The organism is Pedobacter segetis (assembly GCF_016623585.1).
GTDB classification, from domain to species: Bacteria; Bacteroidota; Bacteroidia; order Sphingobacteriales; family Sphingobacteriaceae; genus Pseudopedobacter; species Pseudopedobacter segetis.
In genome coordinates, this window is the sequence record NZ_JAEHFY010000007.1 from 84,609 (window position 1) to 104,188 (window position 19,580).

Sequence of the window (19,580 nt, forward strand, 5' to 3'; positions counted from 1 at the left end):
TGCTAAACTATTTTGTAACCTGTACCATAAACCGTTTTGATGTAATCGCCGGCGGCACCCAATTTTTTCTTCAGATTTTTAATGTGGGTGTATATGATATCAAAGTTATCAAAATATAATGCAGATTGCCCACTTAAATGTTCGGCAATTGCATTTTTTGAAACAACTTTTGCTTTATTGTTCAATAAAAACAGAAAAAGCGCAAATTCTGTTTTGGTAATATCAATCTCTAAATTGTTAACAAATATGTTTTTTGAAGAAAGATCTACCTTTATTTCTTTATACCTGATGATGTTATTCCCTTGGAAATTCCGACGCCTAATTACTGATTGTATCCTTGCGCTAAGTTCTGCCAAATGAAACGGTTTAGAAAGATAATCATCAGCGCCTAGTTTTAGGGAGAAAATACGGTCTTCTACAGAGTCTTTTGCAGAGATAATGATCACGCCATCCAATTTGTTTGCTTTTTTTATTTCTTCTAATAAATCTAAACCGCTGCCTTTTGGTAACATTATGTCCAATAAGATACAATCGTAATCAAACATAGATATTTGTTCTCTAGCTTCTTCAATATCGGTGGCAACCTCACAAAAATAATCTTCGTTCTGAAGGTATTTAGCCATACTTTCTGCCAAATCCTTCTCGTCCTCAACTATCAGTATTTTCATTTTGTATAGATTTAGGTTTAATAAAGCTTAAGAAAGTGGGTAAAACTATCAATAATAAAGGTAAGGCAACCAAAAAACCACCTATTACGGCAATGGCCAAAGGTTGGTGTAATTGTGCGCCAGTACCAATTCCCAAGGCCAAAGGCATCAAAGCGATGATGGCACCCAACGCAGTCATTAATTTTGGCCTTAATCTGGTACTGATAGCAAAAATTAACGCTGGTTTTTGCTCCATTTCTAAGATGGCCTCATTGTATTGAAGATAAGTGAAAATGGCATTTTCGCCAATAATACCAACCATCATAATTAAACCGGTATAACTCCCAACGTTTAAAGGCGTATGGGTAAAAAACAACAAGATATAGCTTCCGGCAATGCCTAAAACCGCTATCAGCAAAATAATGGCCGCTACCCAAATATCCCTAAATAAGAACAACATTACCGTAAAAACCAGTAAGCTTGATAAGCAAAGTATCAATAACAATTCTTTAAAAGATTGTTGCTGCTCTGCATAAGAACCACCATAACTAATGCTATAACCTTTTTCTAACGATACATTTTTATTTATTTGTTGCTTAATATCTGTTACTGTACTGCCCAGATCGCGGTTATCTAAACGGCTGCTAACTACGCCCATGGTTTGCAGGTTTTCCCTTTCCAATTCTGCTTCTCCTTTATCTATCCTAATTTCGGCAAATTCATTTAAGGGTTTAACTTGGCCGTTGGGTAAAAATATTTTTGTATTTCTGATGTTTGATAGATCTTTGTTTTCTTTAGAGTTGATGAAACGGATAGGGGTGAGCTGCTGTTTATCATAAATGTTACCGTTTACATTTCCGTCTATGGCATTCTGAAGTTGATACTGGAAATCGCTTACACTGATGTTATACTTAGCCAGCTGATTAAAGTTGGGTAAAATGGTAATTGATGGGCCAGCGATAACGATACCGTCAAAAACATCTGCCGTACCTTTGGTGTTTTCTATTATTTTACTGATCTGTTTGGCATATTCTTGTATTTTTGATTGGTCTGGGCCAAAAACCTTGATTTCTATCGGTTGTACAGAACTCATCAAATCGCCCAACATATCACCGATAACCTGCCCAAAATCTATCCTTAATGCAGGCTGTGAGCTTTCTATCTTCTGTCTTATATCATCGATAACCTCACTGGTGCTCCTGCTCCTGTCTTTTTTTAATTGTATCAGATAATCGCCTCTATTGGGTTCTGTAATAAAGAAGCCCATTTGGGTTCCTGTTCTACGGCTATATGCGGCAACTTCTGGCACCTTAACGATCAGTTTCTCTGCCTCGTTTAGCATCCTATCCGTTTCTTCTAAACTGGTGCCTGGCGGCGAGTCATAATCCAAAACTATACTGCCTTCATCCATCTCTGGCAAAAAGCCGGTTTCTAATTTGGGCAATATCAAAACTACCGAGGCAATTAAAACAGCTATAAAAGCAAAGCTATAAATTGGCCTTGCAATAAAATAACCCACCCATTTTCGCTCTTTTACTTCGTGGGCATCTTCTTTTCCTTTTCGTTTTTTATCATCTTTTGTTAAAAGCAGATAAATAACGGGTAGTAAAATCCATGTTGTTAAAAAAGAACAGACCAAAGTAACGATCATGGTGTTTGTCATCACTTTAAAATACGCACCAGCCACGCCGCTCATCAAAACAAAAGGAAGAAAGATCACAATGGTACTGATGGAAGAGCCCACCATTGCTTTAAAAAGATATTTTATGGCCTTGTTAACCAAGTTTTTTGTAGCCTCGTTTGGGTGTTCTTCATGTGTTCTGTGGATCTGCTCTACAATTACGATGGCATCATCAATAATTAAACCTATGGCTGCGGCAATGGCCCCCAAAGTCATGATATTGAAGGTTTGGCCTGTAAAATAAAGTACTATTAAAGTTAAGGCTAAGGTAACCGGGATGGTAATTAAAATGGTTAAACTGGCTTTCCATGATCTTAGAAATAGTATGGCCACAAAAATTGCCAATGCCAAACCGATCCATAAACTATCGGTTACGCTTTTTACGGCATCGTTTACAAAATCTGCCTGTTCGTAATAGGGTTTTATGGTTACATCTGCGGGTAAAATGTTTTTTAACTGCGCAATTTTAGCGTCCATGGCTTTAGAAACATCTACTAAATTTGCGTTGGGTTGTTTTATTACGGCAATCAGTAGGCTTTCTTTGCCGTTGGCGTTAACCTTAATATATTCTTTTGCTTCATGGATTTCTATGGTTGCAATATCTTTTAATTGGATAGCCCTTTGGGCAGAATTGCTCACAACCAAATCTGCAAGCTGTTGTTTATCTGTGATTTGAGAATCGTCTAGGGTAAGGTATAATAACCTATAATCTGCTAAATAACCGTTAGATCTTACAAAATTGGTTTCGTTTAAAACCTGAGAGATCTTAGATGGCGTTAAACCCAAAGTCGCCATTTTCTCTTGGTTTAATATTACCCAATATTCTTTGGACTTACCACCGATAATACGAATATCGCTAGTACCTTCAACTTGTGAAAGAAACGGTTTAATGGTATATAAGGCAAGTTGTTTAAGCGCAATTGGAGATTTTTCTGAACTATTTACCGAGTAGCCAATGATGGGTAAAATAGATGGGTTCATTTTTTCTACCACAATGTTCACATCGGCCGGAAGGCTACTTCTTATCTGGTTTATTTTAGATTCAATCTGTTGCTTGCTCAGATCAACATCTGCTTTCCAATCTATAAATGCAGAAATCTCGCAACTCCCACGGCTGGTGGTACTCCTTATTTTGGTAAGGTTAGGTACTTGCTTAATGGCGTTTTCTAGCGGCCTAGTAATAGAAATTGTCATTTGGGAAACTGGTTGTTGCCCAGCATCTGCAATGATTTTTATTTTAGGAAAGGTAATTTCTGGAAAAAGTGCGGTTTGCATCTTCTGGAAAGAAAACACGCCGCCAAACAATATCAGTATAATTAAAACTAATAAGGGGCTTTTGTATTGATGGAAGAAAGCATTTTTCATTTCCTATCTTTTATTTTAAATCTATTTTTTTAATCCTCAACCTCGTCCTCAACCTCAACCTCGTCCTCAACCTCAACCTCAACCTCGTCCTCAACCTCAACCTCGTCCTCAACCTCAACCTCGTCTTCCTCAATCTCAACCTCGTCCTCAACCTCAACCTCAACCTCGTCCTCAACCTTCTACCTATCTAACCCTAACCAACGCGGTATCGGCCAAACCATAATTGCCGCTTTTTAAGATACGATCTTGGGGTTTAAACTCTGGCGATAAAATCTCTATCCTACCTTTACTCTCTATTCCTTTTTTTATGGGTGTTTTTACGGCTGTGCTATCGTTGATCATTTTCATCACCCAAAACCCCGTTTGGCTTTCATCTGTTAAAACACTTTGTTTTGGTAGGGAAACATGTGATGATTCTTTTTTTGTGATGGCTATGGTTGCGATCAAATTATTGGGGATATCATGGGATGAGTTTACCTTTACCAATACTTTTTGGGTTTGGGAAACAGAATCCAAACCGGGCATAATTTGCGAAACCACACCGTCTAAAATATTACCATCAGGTAAACTTACCTTTACTTTTTTGTTGTTAGCTAAAAGCTGATGATATTCATAAGGAAGGTTCATCACAAACCCGAAACTGCTTTTATCTGCCAATTCTACCAACATCTCGCCATCTTGTACATAATCTCCGCTTTGATGGTTTAATGCGGTAACGTAACCATTAAGTGGGCTTTTTACCACGTTCACTCCGGTAAAGTTGAAAGAATTATCTAATTTATTGATGGTATTTCCTAGGCTTTTGGCTTCTTTGGTCTTTAGCGTAAATAAAACTTTCCCTTTATTTACAAACTGACCGATTTTGATCGATGAAGATTGTATATAACCATTAATTGGGGCTTTCACGCTTATTTTTAACAAATAAGTTGATGTGGCATTTAAAACTATTTCTTCTTTTAATGGTATATTTTCTACAGAAGTTACGGTTACGGGCGTAATGGTTTTAACTTCATCGGCTTGGCCATTATCAGTGCTGTTACCTCCGCATGAAGATAAAATAAAGGCTAGAAACAACAGGTTTAAAAGAATTTTCATACTTATTTTAATGTAAAGTAATGTAACTGATTGATGGTTTGCAGCTGGTTAAGTTTGTTTTGGAGTAAACTGACCTCTGTATTGAGATAGTTGGAAATAGACAATAAATAATCCGTCATCCTGATATCACCGGTAGATAATTGCAGCTCGTTAGCTTTTATCAGGGTTTTAGAATACAGCAGCTGGCTATCTGCTTTTTTGATCAAATCGGCGTAAGCCAAAACCATATCTTTTAACTGTTTTTGCTGGATCGCAAACTGGTTCTGATAATATTCTTTGTATTGATATTGTGTTTGTTGCCGAAGCTTAATTTGTTGGGTGTTTAATTTGCGTAAGCCGCCATCATAAATTGGGATGCTTAAATTTAAACCAACAGAAAAACCGAAATTTTTATAATAATTTGATGGGAGGGACGATTGATATCCCCCGTCTGCAAAAACAGAGGCTTTTGGTTTATAGTTATAAGCTAATTGCTTTAAGGCATTGATGGTTCTTAAACTATCAATTGCGTATCGTTTTAAGATCAATGTTTCTCCAATGCTGTTTTCTTTGATCTTTTGGAGATTTAAGGGTGCCAATTGATAGCTTGTTGTATCTTTTATCCCGCTTAAAAGGTTAAGGGAGCTTAGATCGTATTTAAGTTGGGTCTCGTTTTGCTTTACCAAAAACAGTTGTTGTTCTAAAGCTACTTTAAATGTGAGGTAATCGGTTTGCTTAAATACCGATTTTTGAGTGAGCTTTTTTAATATGGTATCTTGTTTTTGAAGAAGGGATAATATTTTATAAGATAATTCTAAATTTTGCTGGCTGCCCCAAGCAGTTATATATTGTGAACTGATGCTTTTATAGATGTCTTGTGTGCTAAACTCTTTTTGTACGCCTAAACTATCTTTACTTAATTGTATGGCTGTTAAAAGTGTTCTTATTCTGGTATTTGGAGTAATCTGCTTGCTAACGGTAACTAGGCCATTAATCAATTGCCCGTTAGAAATGGCAGGATCGTATCCAAAGCCTTTAATAATAGGAGCGTAATATAAATTGGTTGCCGCAGAAACTTGAGGCCTAAGGCCAGCTTTGATGATAGAACTATCTAAGGTTAAAGATCGTAACTGATTTTGGTAATCTTTAAATAAAGCGCTATTGTTTTTTGCCTGCTGTAGAAAAAAATCTAGATTTTTTTCTTGGGCTTTTGTTATAGAATTAAATAACAACAGACATAAAAATGTATAAACAAATCTCATTGGTTCTAATTACGGCTTAAATTCTGAACCAATTCTGAAGATTTAGAGTTTAGTCCATCTAAACACCATTAAATTTACCGAGAGCACTACTGCACCTAACAAGAACTGGAAGGTATCGCCAAAAGGCAAAATATTTAATGAAATGATCCAGCAGGTAATACTCAAAATAGATAAAAGATATAAGAAGCCTGTGTAAACGTTAGATTTTACACGGTCGGCAGCTAATTTGTTTTTTTCAAATCGGTTTGAGTTTAAAATTGAAAATTCTCCCCCAAAATTTTCTTTTTTGTGGTTAAAATCAGAGTTGGTTAATGTTTTCATATCAGTTTGCTTTTATTTTCTATACGTAGTGTATGTTTAAACCGATACCAATACTATACCAAAAAAACAGAACTTATAACTTATTTTAAAACTTATCTGTATTTGACCATATTGTTAAACTTTGGGATATAGGTTTTCTCTCTATGCTTTTCTAGTTCATAAACTTTTTTACCTAGGTTTTTTAAAAAAGAAAGGCATTCTTTCTCGTTTTCAATACCGTCTTGTTTTAAGCTAACGCTCAAAATAAATTCTGCTTTATGTTCAAAATCAATAAAATAGGCATTATCAGTAATATAATCTTTGGCTTTTCCAGATGTATTAAATATTTTAATGTTAGGGTAATTATATTCTTTTTGATCGGCACCGTAAAACAGAAATTTACCTTGGTTTATAAAATAATCATTTGGTATTTTTTCTTTTGGGATATTGGAACCGCTTAATTGTGTGTATAAAAAATCATAATCATCTGGTTTTAAATTGAGTTGTTTTGTTGATGGATAACTTTCTGGGAAAATCAATTTTTTAATCAAATTATTTTGATCAGAAAGCTGAAAAGCGTTTTGGTTAGATACATCGATCAAATTATCGTTAAATTTTATCGGATAATTAAACTTATCGATTGATCGGCCTTTTTTGAATACTAATTTACCATCTTTAAAAAAATGGACCTCTGGGTTTTTCCTTGCGGCATCCATACTTTCATCTACCCCCAATCTGTGAACTATTTTAGAGTGCCTTAAATCGTAATATTTTAATTTTTTATTGATCTCTGTCCTATCAATAAAATCATAGAGTTTGTTAAAGGCATCATCGTCATTAAATAAAAAGCAGTTTTCTATACAATCAGAAAGGCTAATCTCTTTAGTTCCAAGCTCCTCGGTTTCTCCAATTTTCATTGGTGTGTATTTGTCCAGATAACCCAGGTCAAATCGGTTCAGTTTTTCGAGCGCAAAAATAGCCAATGGCAGTTTTACGCTTTCTCCGGGATAAAAATAATTCTTATCATCTAGCTGATAATCAAATGTTCTAAAATATGCCTTGTTTTTTCTATCCCTATTTATCTGGGTAAGGATAATTTGCAACTCATTCTTATTGTTCGGTTTTAGAAAGGCCTCAAAGATCTTTGGGTTACGCTCAAAAATCTGCTCTATGGGGTTAGGCTCTAAAGATTTCGCTAATTGATCGTACATGATGGTAAATTGCAATTAATAGGTTTAAGATCGGTAATTATAAATAATTTTTTTTTTGATTGCAATCTTACCAAATGAGATCAGAATTTCTTAAATGTTAGCTTTATATGACAAGCCTTTGCGGCAGAAAACTAAATTTGCGCTTCTAAGCAATTAATATGGTTAAGTTTGAAAAATTTACTTTAGAAAACGGTTTAAGGGTTTTGGTGCATGAGGACCATACCACACCAATGGCCGTTTTAAATATTTTGTACGATGTTGGCGCAAGGGACGAAAACCCAGAACAAACCGGTTTTGCCCATCTTTTTGAACATTTGATGTTTGGCGGTTCTGTAAATATCCCATCTTATGACGAGCCTTTGCAACGTGTTGGGGGCGAAAATAACGCCTTTACCAGTAACGACATGACTAATTATTACATCACGCTACCGGCCGTAAATTTAGAAACCGCTTTTTGGTTAGAATCTGATAGGATGTTGAGTTTGGCTTTCTCAGAAAAAAGCTTGGAAGTGCAGCGTAACGTGGTTTGTGAAGAGTTTAAACAACGCTATCTCAATCAGCCTTATGGCGATGTTTGGCTAAAACTACGCCCTTTGGTTTATAAAAAGCATCCATATAAATGGGCAACCATCGGCAAAGAACTATCGCATATAGAAGATGCCAAGATAGAAGACGTAAAGGCGTTCTTCAAAAAGCATTACAATCCTCAAAACGCAATAATGGTTGTTGGGGGCGCCGTTAACCTGGCCGAAGTTAAAAAACTGGCAGAAAAATGGTTTGCCCCGATTGATAAAGGTGTTAAATATGAACGTGATCTGCCGCAAGAACCCGTTCAAACTGAAGCTGTAACAGAGACATTAAGAGCAGATGTGCCCTCAAATGCCATATATAAAGTGTTTAAGATGCCGGGTAGGATGGAAGCCGGCTATGCCGAAACCGATTTGATGTCTGATATTTTATCCCAAGGTAAATCTTCTCGTTTATACCAAAACCTGGTACAACAAAACCCGGTTTTTAGCCAGATAAATGCCTATAATTATGGAAGCTTAGATACAGGTATGTTTGTGATAGAGGGTAAATTATTGCCGGGCGTTGATGTGGCTTATGCCGATGAGTGCATTTGGAAAGAACTGGAGATGTTGAAAACAGAACCAATTTTTGAGGACGAACTGACGAAAGTGAAAAACAAATACGAGTCCACAAAAGAATTTGGCGAGATGAGTTTGTTGGACAAAGCCATGAACTTGGCTTTTTATGAACTTTTTGGAGATGCCAACCTCATCAATACAGATATTGAAAATTATCTAAAAATAGCTACAGAAGATATTCAAAAACAAGCAAACAACCTGTTCAAAAAAGAAGCAGCCACCACTTTATATTATTTAGCCAATTAAGAAATGTTAAACAGAACGCAAGAACCTGTATTTAAGCAAATTGAAAATATAGATTTTATAAAAGCAGAAAAGTATTTGTTAAAAAACGAGATTCCTGTTTTTATCGTTAACGCCGGCGAGCAAGAACTGGTGAGGATAGAGTTTATTTTTAAGAATAAAGCATGGGAACTAGAGAAACCTTTGATGCCAAGTATAACCAATGCCATGCTTACAGAAGGTACGCATTCATTGTCATCGGCACAAATAGCCTCTAAAATAGATTTTTACGGTGCTTTTTTCCAAACAGATTATAATCATGATAGATCATCGTTAAACCTGTTCTCTTTAAACAAATACTTGGCAAATACTTTACCAATCATAAAAGAGATGCTAACGGGATCTATTTTTCCAGAGAAAGAATTAAAGATCTTATTAAGAAACCAAAACCAAAAATTAAAGGTTGGCCTAGAAAAAAACGCAAACATTGCCAGAAGAGCTTTTACTTCTGCATTATTTGGGGATACTTTATACGGTTACGCCAACCAGTTAAAAGATTATGACCAAGTTAAAAGGGAAAACCTTTTGGCTTATTATCAAAAAGTATATCAGCCCAAAAACTGTAGTATTATTGTATCGGGCAAAATAGAAAAATCTGTTTTAGCGCTTTTGGAAGATTTATTTGGCAATTGGGAAGGTTTTGCAGATAAAGAAGATTTAAAGGTAGATTTTAAAAGTTCTCAAGAAAAACTACACTATATAGAAAAACCTGATGCTTTGCAATCTGCCATCCGTATAGGCATCCCGTTCGTTAACCGTAAACACCCAGATTTTATTGGTTTGCAAGTTTTAAATACTGCCTTGGGTGGCTATTTTGGCAGCCGGTTAATGAACAACATCCGTGAAGAAAAGGGCTATACCTACGGCATTGGTTCTGGCATTGCTTCTTTAGAAAAAGCAGGCTATTTCTTTATAGCAACAGAGGTAGGTGTTGATGTTACACAAAACACCTTGGCCGAGATAGAAAAAGAGGTTAACCTATTAAAAACAGAATTAATTGGTGATGGCGAGCTATCCCTTATTAAAAATTATTTGATGGGAAGTTTATTGGGAAGTTTAGAAAATGCTTTTAGCCATGCCGATAAATTTAAAAACCTTTATTTCTTTGGTTTAGATTATGGTTATTATGAGAAGTATATCCACACGATAAAAAACATCACTCCACAACAATTAAAAGATTTAGCCAACCAATACTGGGATTATAACTCTTTTTATAAAATAATTGTGGGTAAAATGTAGCAACTTTTTTAATATCCCTAAATAGAGAATCTTATGATTTAAACTTAGTGTTTACGTTAAGGTTTTATTTCATTCTTTAGATGAAATACGTTAAAACCTTTTAACTTAAAGGTTAAATTTATATTTTAGCAGAGTGTACTTGTCTTAAAACTATAAAATGTTTGATCAAGATTTAAACTTAAACCTAAATGGATTACCCTTAACCGAAGAAGAATTTGCTTTTTACAAAGATTTATCGTTATTCTTCAATACCACCCAAGATCTATTGTGCATAGCAGATACCAATGCCAGGTTTAAAAGGGTAAACCCGGCAGTAATCAAATTGTTGGGCTATTCTGTAAAAGAACTTTTCTCTCATCCTATCAATTATTTTGTTCATCCTGATGATCAAGATAAGACCAATAAAACCAGAACAGAGATGTTTGGGGGCAAACCATTGCATAATTTCGAGAATAGGTACATTACAAAAAACGGTGAGGTAGTTTGGCTCTCTTGGACATCTGTTTACGCTCCAGAACGCCAGCTGGTATTTGCAGTGGCAAAAGACATTACGCTAAGAAAGAATATCGAACATGAAAAGAACAATCTTTACCATAAGCTAGAAGCGGTAAATAAAGAACTAGAATACTTTGCAAGGATTGCCTCTCATGATCTAAGGGCACCGGTTTCTAATATTTTGTCGTTATTTGATATTTTGGATGAAAGCAAAATAGACGACGAAGATTCTTTGAACGTAATGAGGCTGATCAAAAAATCTACAGAGAGGGTTTATTCTACCTTAGAGAAATATATTGATGATCTTAAAAACAAAGAAAAATTACATAGATTAAAGTCTGATCAAAACATCAAAGAAACCACACGATCTGTTATAGATTCTATAGAAAACATCATCAATAAAAGCAACGCAAAAATTGAGACAGATTTCTTAGCTTTTGATACCATCCCCTTTGATAAAGGATATTTAACCAGCGTAATCCTTAATTTATTAACCAATGCCATTAAATATGCCAGCCCCAACAGGGCTCCGGAGATTAAAATATTAACCAGATTTTTAGGTCATAAAAAGCAGTTAATGATTATTGATAACGGTTTAGGGATGGATATGATGCTGATCAAAAACAAGATATTTGGGCTAAACCAAACTTTCCATCAAAATAAAGACGGCAAAGGCTTAGGATTATTTTTGGTAAAATCACAATTAGAGGAGATGGGAGCAGAGATTGATGTGGAGAGCGAGGTTGACAAAGGTACTACCTTCATCATCACTTTTAATAACGGTTAAGCTTCCTCGGCTTTTAAAGCTTCTTGCAATAACAAATCTTTGTTGATAGGTACAACACCTACTTTTTCACAAACCAAGCCGCCCGCTAAATTACCTAATCTAGCCGCCAAAAAAATATCAGTCCTGGCCGCTATACAAGTAGCAACTACGCTTATTACGGTATCGCCAGCCCCAGAAACATCTGCTATGGTTCTTATATGCGCCGGCGTTAACTTATCCTCTTTATCGTTTATGGCGTAAATCCCCAATTCAGAGAGGGTAAGCAAAATATTTTTGGCTTTAATTTTTTCTTTTAAAAGCGTAGTGTTGTTTTTTAATTCGAGGTAGTTTTTAGGGTCGAAATCTACTTTTAAACCTTCTTTTAATTCTTTTAAATTAGGTTTAAAAACATCAACATCTTTATAAGATAAAAAGTTTCTTTTCTTGGGGTCAACAATTAAGGGTATGTTATTGGCTTTCGCCGATTTGGAAACCTCATCTATAAGGTAAGGAGTGATCAATCCTTTATCGTAATCCTGAAAAATGATAGCATCAATTTTTTGTCGCTCTAAAATCAACCTAAACTTATTTAAAACTAAATTGCTCTCTTCAATATTTATCTCTGTATCCGTTTCAGCATCAACCCTTAATATTTGCTGGTTTTGGGCAATTACCCTGGTTTTAACCGTGGTTTTTCTACCTACAATCTTAACCAAACTAGTGGCATCTATATCAGCGGCAGAAAATAGATCCAACAATTGCCTTCCTTCTATATCATCGCCCACGATAGCGCAAATAATGGGTTTTGCCCCTAGTGCTTTGATGTTTAAAGCAACATTTGCTGCACCGCCCAACCTTGCCTCTTTTTTACCCACAGAAACTATCGGTACGGGTGCCTCGGGCGAAACCCTATCTACCTTTCCAAACAAATAAGCATCCATCATCACATCACCTATAATAAGGATGCTTAGATCTTTAAAGCTATTGAAAAGGGATCTCATCAGTTCTTAAGGATTGATTTTTAAGGAGTGAATTATAGAATTATTGTTTTAACTATTTACATTTAATAGATGTCTGTTTTGTTATGCTTAAGAAAATGATGTTAAAACAAAAATCCCTTAAAAATAAAAGTTTTAAGCCAGAATGGAGTAGAAGGGGAGCGATGTGCTTTAAGCTTCCACTCCATTCAGTGTTACAGATGTCTCTGCGATTAATAAATATAAATTATTGATATTAACCGAGTTTAAGATCAATTTTCATGATCTTAAACTTCGTACAGTAAAAAAACATCATTACAAATAAGCGTAAATTTAGCATTACGCCTTTTGTCTTAAGCCTTATTTTAAATTGTTTAAAGCATTTGCAATGCGCTTGCAAGCTTCTCTCAACTCATCTTCAGAGGCAGCATAAGAAATCCTGATACATTTTTCGTTACCAAAAGCTTCACCTGTAACGGTAGAAACATGGGCGGTATTCAATAAATATAAAGAAATATCTTCTGCGTTATTTAAGGTTTTTCCATCAACAGATTTACCAAAGAAAGAAGAAACATCAGGGAAGAAGTAAAAAGCCCCATCGGGTAAATTAACTTTTAGACCATCTATCGCACTCAATAATCCGTGTACAATCCCCCTTCTCTTCAAAAAGGCATCACGCATTTCATGCACTTCTTTTAAGCCACCGTTAAGGGCTGCAACGCCAGCTTTTTGGGTAATAGAACAAGTGCCAGATGTAATTTGGCCTTGTAGTTTATCTGCAGCATCAGAAATCTCTTTTGGTGCCGCTAAATAACCAATTCTCCAACCCGTCATAGCGTAAGCTTTAGAAAACCCGTTTACCACAATGCAACGGTCTTTTACAGATGCAAATTCTGCGATGGATACATGGCCACCAATAAAATTGATATGCTCGTAAATCTCATCAGAAAGGATGTAAATATTTGGATGTTTTTCAAAAACCTTAACCAAAGCGGCTAATTCTTCCCTGCTATAAACGCTACCTGTTGGGTTACAAGGCGAAGAGAACATAAACATTTTGGTTTTTGGCGTAATGGCGGCTTCTAACTCTTGTGCCGTAATTTTAAAATTGTTTTCTGCCGTTGCATTGATGAAAACAGACTCACCCTCGGCCAACTTTACCATTTCTGAATAAGAAACCCAATAAGGCGTAGGGATAATCACTTCATCGCCAGGGTTTAACATAACCATAAGTGCATTTGCCAAAGCTTGTTTAGCACCGGTAGAAACAACTATCTGATCAAAGTTATAGTCTAGGTTGTTTTCTCTCTTTAGCTTTTCTGCAATGGCTTTCCTTAAATCTGGATAACCAGAAACAGGGGTGTAATAAGTGAAGTTTTTGGCCATTGCCTCTGCCGCCGCATCTTTGATAAATTGTGGCGTATGAAAGTCTGGTTCTCCAAAACTTAAATTAATCACGTTAATTCCTTTTGCAGAAAGTTCTCGGCCTAATTTGGCCATTTTAATAGTCTGGGATTCTGCCAGATTATTGATCCTATTAGATAAAATACTCATTGTTTACGTTGAGCCGCAAATATATAAAAATTGTTTTTCTCTGTTTAGATCGATGTGAAATTGATGAGTAATAATCGTATTTTTTATTTCTTTGAAAATGATTTTTCAATATATGAAGTTGATAAAAATGAAATTGTAGAAAAAGTTAGTCTAGCTTAATGACCTGAGAGATTGATTTGGTTTTTTCATTGGGAGTTTTAAAACGCCTGCCCGTATAGGCGAGCTTTTCGCTATATCTTTTTTGTCTTATCCTTCGACTCCGCTCAGGATGACAAAAAAAGCCTGCCCGAAAAACAGGCGGGGATGCCGTTCCAGTCGTTAACGCTTTACAAAGTTCAAAAAGATGTTTAATATTTTAATTATTGAGTTTATGCTAACAAAGCTGCAGCAATCAATAAATCTTCTTTAAAAGTGATCTTGATGTTGAATTCATCTCCTTTTTCCAGATGAATATCAAAACCTGCTTTTTCTACCACGGAAGCATCATCGGTAAAGGATTCTTGATGATCTTGTGAATAGGCTTTTTTTAATTGATGATATTGAAAAGTTTGCGGTGTTTGCACCAAATAAATCTCTTGCCTATCTAATGCTGTGGTTTTTCCGTTTGCAGATCTCCTGATAGAATCTTTTGATGATACGGCTGCAATTGCATTTCCTTTTTCTTGGGCCGTTTTAAAACAATTGTTGATGGTGTTTTGAGAAACCATCGGACGCACAGCATCATGTACGGCAATAATCGCGTTTTTGTCTTCTATCTTTTGTAATCCGTTTTTAACGGAATCAAACCTTTGTTTACCGCCGTAAACAATTTGATGTGGGCAATCAAATTGATGTTTTTGAAGAAGGTCTTTCCATCTTTCTTCATCGGCTTTAGCCAAAACTAAAATGATTATGGGCCTATATTTATTATGATGAAAAACTTGGATTGTGTGCATCAAAATAGGGAGGCCATTTACCGTTAAAAATTGTTTGGGTACAGGGCTATTCATTCTGTTGCCACTTCCCCCAGCAACTATTAGCACATAAAAAGTGTTTTGATCATCCATTTTGTAAAGTTAAAAGTTTAGGGTTGAAAGTTTATAGTGTATAACATTGAATAGTTTATAGTTTAGGCTAAGAAGTGGAAATCTATCAAACAAAAAAGACCGAGTAAATCGGTCTTTTTTGTTTGTGTTCTGTTTAATATCAGATGATCAACATGGCATCGCCGTAGCTATAAAACCTGTATTTTTCTTTTACGGCTTGCTCATAAGCGTTCATTACATGATCATAGTCTCCAAATGCGGCAACCATCATCAATAAAGTAGATTCTGGTGTATGGAAATTAGTTACCATGCTATTCGCGATACTGAAATCATAAGGAGGGAAAATGAATTTTGAGGTCCAATCGTTAACCGCTTTTAAGGTATGGTTGGCAGAAACCGCAGATTCTATGGTTCTCATAACGGTTGTACCCACCGCACAAACCCTCCTTTTTTCTGCCTTTGCTTTGTTTACAATGTCGGCAGCTTTTTGATCAATGATGATTTGCTCCGAATCCATTTTATGCTTGGTAAGGTCTTCTACCTCAACCTGCCTAAAAGTACCTAAACCAACATGCAGGGTTACTTCCGCAAAATCGATTCCTTTTAATTCCAAACGTTTCATCAGCTCGCGACTAAAGTGCAAACCTGCAGTTGGTGCAGCTACGGCTCCTTCGTTTTTGGCGAAAATAGTTTGGTAACGCTCTTTATCATCTGCTGTTGGCTTACGTTTTATGTATTTTGGGAGTGGTGTTTCACCTAAAATCTCTATGTTTTGCCTAAATTCTTCATCTGTACCATCAAACAAGAAACGGATGGTACGCCCTCTAGATGTGGTATTATCTACCACTTCTGCTACTAAAAGATCATCATCACCAAAATATAGTTTGTTGCCCACCCTAATTTTACGGGCTGGATCTACCAAAACATCCCAAAGACGCAATTCTTTATTTAGCTCTCTTAACAAAAAAACTTCTATGGTTGCACCAGTTTTTTCTTTATTGCCATATAAACGGGCAGGGAAAACCTTGGTGTTATTTAAAATCATCACGTCTTTCTCGTCAAAATAGTTAAGAATATCCTTAAAAATTTTGTGCTCAATTTTACCTGTTTTTTTATCCAAAACCATCAAACGAGATTCGTCGCGGCTTTCTGAAGGGGTATGAGCAATAAGAGATTCTGGTAGATGGAATTTGAATTGTGATAACTTCATATAAATTTATTCAGTAATTTGGAGCGCAAATTTAAGAAAAATATAATAAAATAATTAATGTGATTATTTTAAAGGTTTGTTGGTAAGAAAATGAAGCCAAACTATTACGGGCACTATTCAATTTAGTTCAATAAACAGGGTAAACTTTCTAAAATAGTTTAAGGACGTGTTTAGTTTAACAGACTAATTATAGGTAAACATATTTAACAATGAGCATCCCTATGATTATAAGAACTGCAAGGCAGATGATCACTTTATATTTACGGTAATAATAAAAAATAATCATGGCAAATAGCCCTAAACTTGTTATTAAAGCCGCTATCAAAAAAGGCTTTATTTGATTAAATGTTAAGCTTAGGGAAGAATAATATTGAAGCCTAAACGGTTCTGAGATAGTACGCACAAGGGCAATCAATATGATGATGGTTGCTATTTTCGCAATCTTTGCTTCATTTTTCATCCTTATATAAGCATTAGGTTTAGCAAAAATACTTACTCCCATTTAAAAACCTTTACGGCTACTGCGTATATCCCAATTCCCCAAATTAAAAGGATCAATATCTGATGATGCACATCCCACAAACCAGCACCTTCAAAAGCTACTTTTCTTAAAGCATCGTTAAGATAAGTAAGCGGCAAGGCTTTGCTAATGGGTTGTAGCCAGCTTGGGAATGCCGAGATTGAAAAGAAAGTGCCAGAAAGCAAAAACTGGGGCAATGTGATGATGTTTGCGATCGGCGGCACCATGCTCTCGTTTTTTGCCACCCCAGAAACTGCCAGGCCAAAACCTAAGAAAACAATTAGCCCCAAGGTAGAGAGTATGAGCATATTTATGACCGTGGTTACACCGTTGATCAATGTAAACCCAAAGGCATAATGACCCACCACAATGATAAAAATAGCGGTAAACAGCGCAAAAACAATCCTTGCAACAGCTTCGCCCAAAACAATGCTGGCTTTGGTTACCGGTGTGGCAAAAAACCTTTTGATTACCAATGTTAAACGTAAACTGATGAATACGAATGCAGTACCAAAAACGCCCGTACTTAGTAAAGCAAACCCTAATTGCCCCGGTAAAATGAAATCTATGGTTTTATATTCTCTGCCCCTTATGGTTGTTTCTTTCAATTCGGCAACGGGCGGGGGGGCATCATTTGCTTTGGCATTTATGGGTAAAATTACATTGCTTAAAACAGATTTTAATATGCTGCCTTTTTCTTTGCTGGCTTCGGTATATTTAACATTTACAAAATAGGCAGGCAAGCCTTTAGGGTTTTTTTGGATGTTTAGAATGGCATCTATTCTGCCTTTTTCTAAATCTTGGTCCATTTGTTTTTCATTACCATCTATAAACTTAATGACATCTATTTTGCATAAAGTTTTATAAACTGGATTGATGGTATCGCTATTGTTGGCTAAGCCTACATCAACCGTAATGCCCCCGCTACCTATAAAACCAAATACAACAATGAATATCAACGGAAACAACAGGGAGAAAACCACCGCTGATGGGCTTCTTAGAATAGATTTGAAACTTGCCCTAGCAATGGCCAAGGTTGCTTTTAGATGACTATATTTTTTTATCTTCATTTTGATGGGATTTCTAAATCGGTAATTAATCTTCTCTTAAATCTTTGCCTGTTAAATTGATGAATACATCTTCTAAATTGGCTTTTTTAACTTCTTTTTTACGCTCAAAACCAGAAGAAACCAGATCGTCTATAAATTGATCTGGAGAATTTATACCGATGATCTCGCCATTATCGATAAATGCTACCCTATCACATAAAATTTCTGCCTCGTCCATATAATGCGTGGTTAAAACGATGGTAGTGCCCGCCGATCTGATTTCTAAGATCAGGTCCCATAAATTTCTTCTGGCCTGCGGATCTAAACCTGTTGTTGGTTCATCTAAAAAGATGATTTTTGGCTGGTTGATTAAGGTTGTGGCAATGGAAAAACGTTGTTTTTGCCCACCAGAAAGCTCCTTGAATTTCGCTTTGGCTTTATCTGTTAAAGAAACCTTTTCTAGTAAAGAAATCGCATTTACCTCTATCCCGTAAAGGCCAGAGAAAAGTTTTATGAGTTCTGTAAGGTTAAGATTGGGATAATAACCGGCCGCTTGTAACTGCACACCAATGATATGCTTGATCTCGTTTGGGTTCTTGGCCAGATCATAACCGCCAATATTGATGTTACCAGAGGTTTTATCCCTTAGGGTTTCCATTATTTCTAATGTGGTGGTTTTACCAGCCCCGTTTGGGCCTAACAGACCAAAAATTTCTCCTTGATATACCTCAAAGCTGATGCTTTTTACCGCTTCAAACTTATCATAATTCTTTACCAAGTTCCCTACCGAAATAATTATCGATTTTTCCATGCCCAAATGTAATTGCTAAAGTTTATTTATGGTAAATTATAAAGGCGAAATTTGAAATTTAATGACGGGCGGTATCTTGCCATTGACTGGTTTCTTAAAACAAAAAAAGGCCACCTTTGCAGATCGCCTTTTTTAATTTGTTTTTAAGGAAATACTATTTTCCTATTTTCATTAATTCTATCTCAAAAATCAGGGTGCTGTACGGAGGGATGTCTTGCCCTGCACCACGCTCGCCGTATCCTAATTGGTAAGGGATATAAAAACGGAATTTAGAACCAACGGGCATTAACTGAACGCCTTCTGTCCATCCTGGAATCACGTTATCTAAAGGCAAGGTTAAAGGCTCGTTCCTATCATAAGAACTGTCAAACTGTTTCCCGTTGATCAAACTTCCTTTATAATTTACGGTAACCTCGTCCGTTGCTTTGGGCTTTGGGCCAGTTCCCATCGTGATCACTTCATATTGTAAACCACTTGGCAGGGTTACAACTTTTGGGTTCTTTTTGTTGGCTTCTAAAAAAGCTGCGCCAGAATCTTTTACTGCAGCATATTTAGATTCACTGATCTGCTTTAAGAAGTTATTGATCACTGTACCGGCTTGTTCATCAGTCATTTTTAATGTTTTATCAGAAAAAACATCATCCATGGCCTCACTTATCAATGCGTAGTTTAAGCTTTTTACGCCATCAGATTTTAAGCCCGAGGCGATTTTTAATCCAAAAGAATAACTGGCAGAATCTAATGCCGACATTGGCATTGTAGCAGCTGCTTCGGTGTTGTTTTTCTTTTTTTGTTTTTCTTTTTTGGTTTGCGCCGAGGCGAAAAATGTGCAGGCCGCCAAGCCTACAGTTAAAATTACTTTAGATACCATATGTTAAAAATAAATTGGTTGAAGATAGAAATTAGAAACGAAATAGCTAAATAAAGATTATCATCGTTCTTTTTTTGATTTTTTACTAAAATT

The 19,580-nt window shown here is 36.0% G+C and carries 17 protein-coding genes; 3 read left to right on the plus strand and 14 right to left on the minus strand.

Annotated features, from left to right (window positions below):
- Positions 1–2: 2 nt before the first annotated feature.
- The 6 genes from I5M32_RS06185 to I5M32_RS06210 form a co-directional block, all read right to left on the minus strand.
- Positions 3–668 (minus strand): response regulator transcription factor, encoded by a 666-nt coding sequence (locus I5M32_RS06185; RefSeq protein WP_200585325.1) that lies wholly within the window; start codon positions 666–668, stop codon positions 3–5.
- Entirely contained in the window at positions 649–3,693 is a 3,045-nt protein-coding gene (locus I5M32_RS06190) for an efflux RND transporter permease subunit (RefSeq protein ID WP_200585326.1), read from the minus strand. Before I5M32_RS06190 ends, I5M32_RS06185 begins: the two co-directional genes overlap by 20 nt.
- Before the next feature lie 183 nt (positions 3,694–3,876).
- On the minus strand, positions 3,877–4,788 hold the full coding sequence (locus tag I5M32_RS06195; RefSeq protein WP_200585327.1) for an efflux RND transporter periplasmic adaptor subunit: 912 nt from the start codon (positions 4,786–4,788) through the stop codon (positions 3,877–3,879).
- 2 nt (positions 4,789–4,790) lie between these two features.
- On the minus strand, positions 4,791–6,029 hold the full coding sequence (locus I5M32_RS06200) for a TolC family protein (protein ID WP_200585328.1): 1,239 nt from the start codon (positions 6,027–6,029) through the stop codon (positions 4,791–4,793).
- 42 nt (positions 6,030–6,071) lie between these two features.
- Positions 6,072–6,350 carry a hypothetical protein gene (locus tag I5M32_RS06205; protein ID WP_200585329.1) on the minus strand — a complete coding sequence of 93 codons (279 nt, stop codon included), beginning with the start codon at positions 6,348–6,350 and terminating at the stop codon, positions 6,072–6,074.
- A 92-nt stretch (positions 6,351–6,442) separates the two neighbouring features.
- Positions 6,443–7,540 (minus strand): serine hydrolase, encoded by a 1,098-nt coding sequence (locus tag I5M32_RS06210; protein ID WP_200585330.1) that lies wholly within the window; start codon positions 7,538–7,540, stop codon positions 6,443–6,445.
- A gap of 158 nt (positions 7,541–7,698) precedes the next feature.
- Between I5M32_RS06210 and I5M32_RS06215 the strand changes: the two genes are divergently transcribed.
- From I5M32_RS06215 to I5M32_RS06225, 3 genes are all read left to right on the plus strand, one after another.
- Positions 7,699–8,934: a M16 family metallopeptidase gene (locus I5M32_RS06215; RefSeq protein WP_200585331.1), complete on the plus strand. Its 1,236-nt coding sequence runs from the start codon at positions 7,699–7,701 to the stop codon at positions 8,932–8,934.
- Positions 8,935–8,937: 3 nt separating this feature from the next.
- Positions 8,938–10,209 carry a M16 family metallopeptidase gene (locus tag I5M32_RS06220; RefSeq protein ID WP_200585332.1) on the plus strand — a complete coding sequence of 424 codons (1,272 nt, stop codon included), beginning with the start codon at positions 8,938–8,940 and terminating at the stop codon, positions 10,207–10,209.
- 157 nt (positions 10,210–10,366) lie between these two features.
- A complete protein-coding gene (locus tag I5M32_RS06225) occupies positions 10,367–11,491 on the plus strand; it encodes a PAS domain-containing sensor histidine kinase (protein WP_200585333.1) in 1,125 nt (374 codons plus the stop codon).
- Here the strand turns inward: I5M32_RS06225 and I5M32_RS06230 are convergent.
- The 8 genes from I5M32_RS06230 to I5M32_RS06265 all read right to left on the minus strand — a co-directional run bounded on the left by I5M32_RS06230 (position 11,488) and on the right by I5M32_RS06265 (position 19,487).
- Positions 11,488–12,471: a bifunctional heptose 7-phosphate kinase/heptose 1-phosphate adenyltransferase gene (locus I5M32_RS06230; protein WP_200585334.1), complete on the minus strand. Its 984-nt coding sequence runs from the start codon at positions 12,469–12,471 to the stop codon at positions 11,488–11,490. The genes I5M32_RS06225 and I5M32_RS06230 overlap by 4 nt on opposite strands.
- 336 nt (positions 12,472–12,807) lie before the next feature.
- Positions 12,808–14,001 (minus strand): pyridoxal phosphate-dependent aminotransferase, encoded by a 1,194-nt coding sequence (locus tag I5M32_RS06235; RefSeq protein ID WP_200585335.1) that lies wholly within the window; start codon positions 13,999–14,001, stop codon positions 12,808–12,810.
- Positions 14,002–14,369: 368 nt separating this feature from the next.
- Positions 14,370–15,047, minus strand: a complete 678-nt coding sequence (locus tag I5M32_RS06240) for a 2-C-methyl-D-erythritol 4-phosphate cytidylyltransferase (protein WP_200585336.1) — start codon at positions 15,045–15,047, stop codon at positions 14,370–14,372.
- A gap of 139 nt (positions 15,048–15,186) precedes the next feature.
- On the minus strand, positions 15,187–16,236 hold the full coding sequence (queA, locus tag I5M32_RS06245; protein ID WP_200585337.1) for a tRNA preQ1(34) S-adenosylmethionine ribosyltransferase-isomerase QueA: 1,050 nt from the start codon (positions 16,234–16,236) through the stop codon (positions 15,187–15,189).
- 187 nt (positions 16,237–16,423) lie between these two features.
- Positions 16,424–16,738 carry a hypothetical protein gene (locus tag I5M32_RS06250; RefSeq protein WP_200585413.1) on the minus strand — a complete coding sequence of 105 codons (315 nt, stop codon included), beginning with the start codon at positions 16,736–16,738 and terminating at the stop codon, positions 16,424–16,426.
- Complete coding sequence (locus tag I5M32_RS06255) at positions 16,729–17,826, minus strand: ABC transporter permease (RefSeq protein WP_200585338.1); 1,098 nt, start codon at positions 17,824–17,826, stop codon at positions 16,729–16,731. Before I5M32_RS06255 ends, I5M32_RS06250 begins: the two co-directional genes overlap by 10 nt.
- A gap of 25 nt (positions 17,827–17,851) precedes the next feature.
- Positions 17,852–18,616 (minus strand): ABC transporter ATP-binding protein, encoded by a 765-nt coding sequence (locus I5M32_RS06260; protein WP_200585339.1) that lies wholly within the window; start codon positions 18,614–18,616, stop codon positions 17,852–17,854.
- Between the two features lie 154 nt (positions 18,617–18,770).
- The gene (locus tag I5M32_RS06265) at positions 18,771–19,487 is read right to left on the minus strand and encodes an FKBP-type peptidyl-prolyl cis-trans isomerase (protein ID WP_200585340.1); all 717 of its coding nucleotides are present in this window, start codon (positions 19,485–19,487) and stop codon (positions 18,771–18,773) included.
- Positions 19,488–19,580: the final 93 nt, after the last annotated feature.

What these genes read in the sequence shown, in the direction of transcription:
- I5M32_RS06185 (WP_200585325.1), bottom strand. Translation starts at nt 668, where the DNA reads ATGAAAATACTGATAGTTGAGGACGAGAAGGATTTGGCAGAAAGTATG.
- I5M32_RS06190 (WP_200585326.1), bottom strand. Translation starts at nt 3,693, where the DNA reads ATGAAAAATGCTTTCTTCCATCAATACAAAAGCCCCTTATTAGTTTTA.
- I5M32_RS06195 (WP_200585327.1), bottom strand. Translation starts at nt 4,788, where the DNA reads ATGAAAATTCTTTTAAACCTGTTGTTTCTAGCCTTTATTTTATCTTCA.
- I5M32_RS06200 (WP_200585328.1), bottom strand. Translation starts at nt 6,029, where the DNA reads ATGAGATTTGTTTATACATTTTTATGTCTGTTGTTATTTAATTCTATA.
- I5M32_RS06205 (WP_200585329.1), bottom strand. Translation starts at nt 6,350, where the DNA reads ATGAAAACATTAACCAACTCTGATTTTAACCACAAAAAAGAAAATTTT.
- I5M32_RS06210 (WP_200585330.1), bottom strand. Translation starts at nt 7,540, where the DNA reads ATGTACGATCAATTAGCGAAATCTTTAGAGCCTAACCCCATAGAGCAG.
- I5M32_RS06215 (WP_200585331.1), top strand. Translation starts at nt 7,699, where the DNA reads ATGGTTAAGTTTGAAAAATTTACTTTAGAAAACGGTTTAAGGGTTTTG.
- I5M32_RS06220 (WP_200585332.1), top strand. Translation starts at nt 8,938, where the DNA reads ATGTTAAACAGAACGCAAGAACCTGTATTTAAGCAAATTGAAAATATA.
- I5M32_RS06225 (WP_200585333.1), top strand. Translation starts at nt 10,367, where the DNA reads ATGTTTGATCAAGATTTAAACTTAAACCTAAATGGATTACCCTTAACC.
- I5M32_RS06230 (WP_200585334.1), bottom strand. Translation starts at nt 12,471, where the DNA reads ATGAGATCCCTTTTCAATAGCTTTAAAGATCTAAGCATCCTTATTATA.
- I5M32_RS06235 (WP_200585335.1), bottom strand. Translation starts at nt 14,001, where the DNA reads ATGAGTATTTTATCTAATAGGATCAATAATCTGGCAGAATCCCAGACT.
- I5M32_RS06240 (WP_200585336.1), bottom strand. Translation starts at nt 15,047, where the DNA reads ATGGATGATCAAAACACTTTTTATGTGCTAATAGTTGCTGGGGGAAGT.
- queA (WP_200585337.1), bottom strand. Translation starts at nt 16,236, where the DNA reads ATGAAGTTATCACAATTCAAATTCCATCTACCAGAATCTCTTATTGCT.
- I5M32_RS06250 (WP_200585413.1), bottom strand. Translation starts at nt 16,738, where the DNA reads ATGGGAGTAAGTATTTTTGCTAAACCTAATGCTTATATAAGGATGAAA.
- I5M32_RS06255 (WP_200585338.1), bottom strand. Translation starts at nt 17,826, where the DNA reads ATGAAGATAAAAAAATATAGTCATCTAAAAGCAACCTTGGCCATTGCT.
- I5M32_RS06260 (WP_200585339.1), bottom strand. Translation starts at nt 18,616, where the DNA reads ATGGAAAAATCGATAATTATTTCGGTAGGGAACTTGGTAAAGAATTAT.
- I5M32_RS06265 (WP_200585340.1), bottom strand. Translation starts at nt 19,487, where the DNA reads ATGGTATCTAAAGTAATTTTAACTGTAGGCTTGGCGGCCTGCACATTT.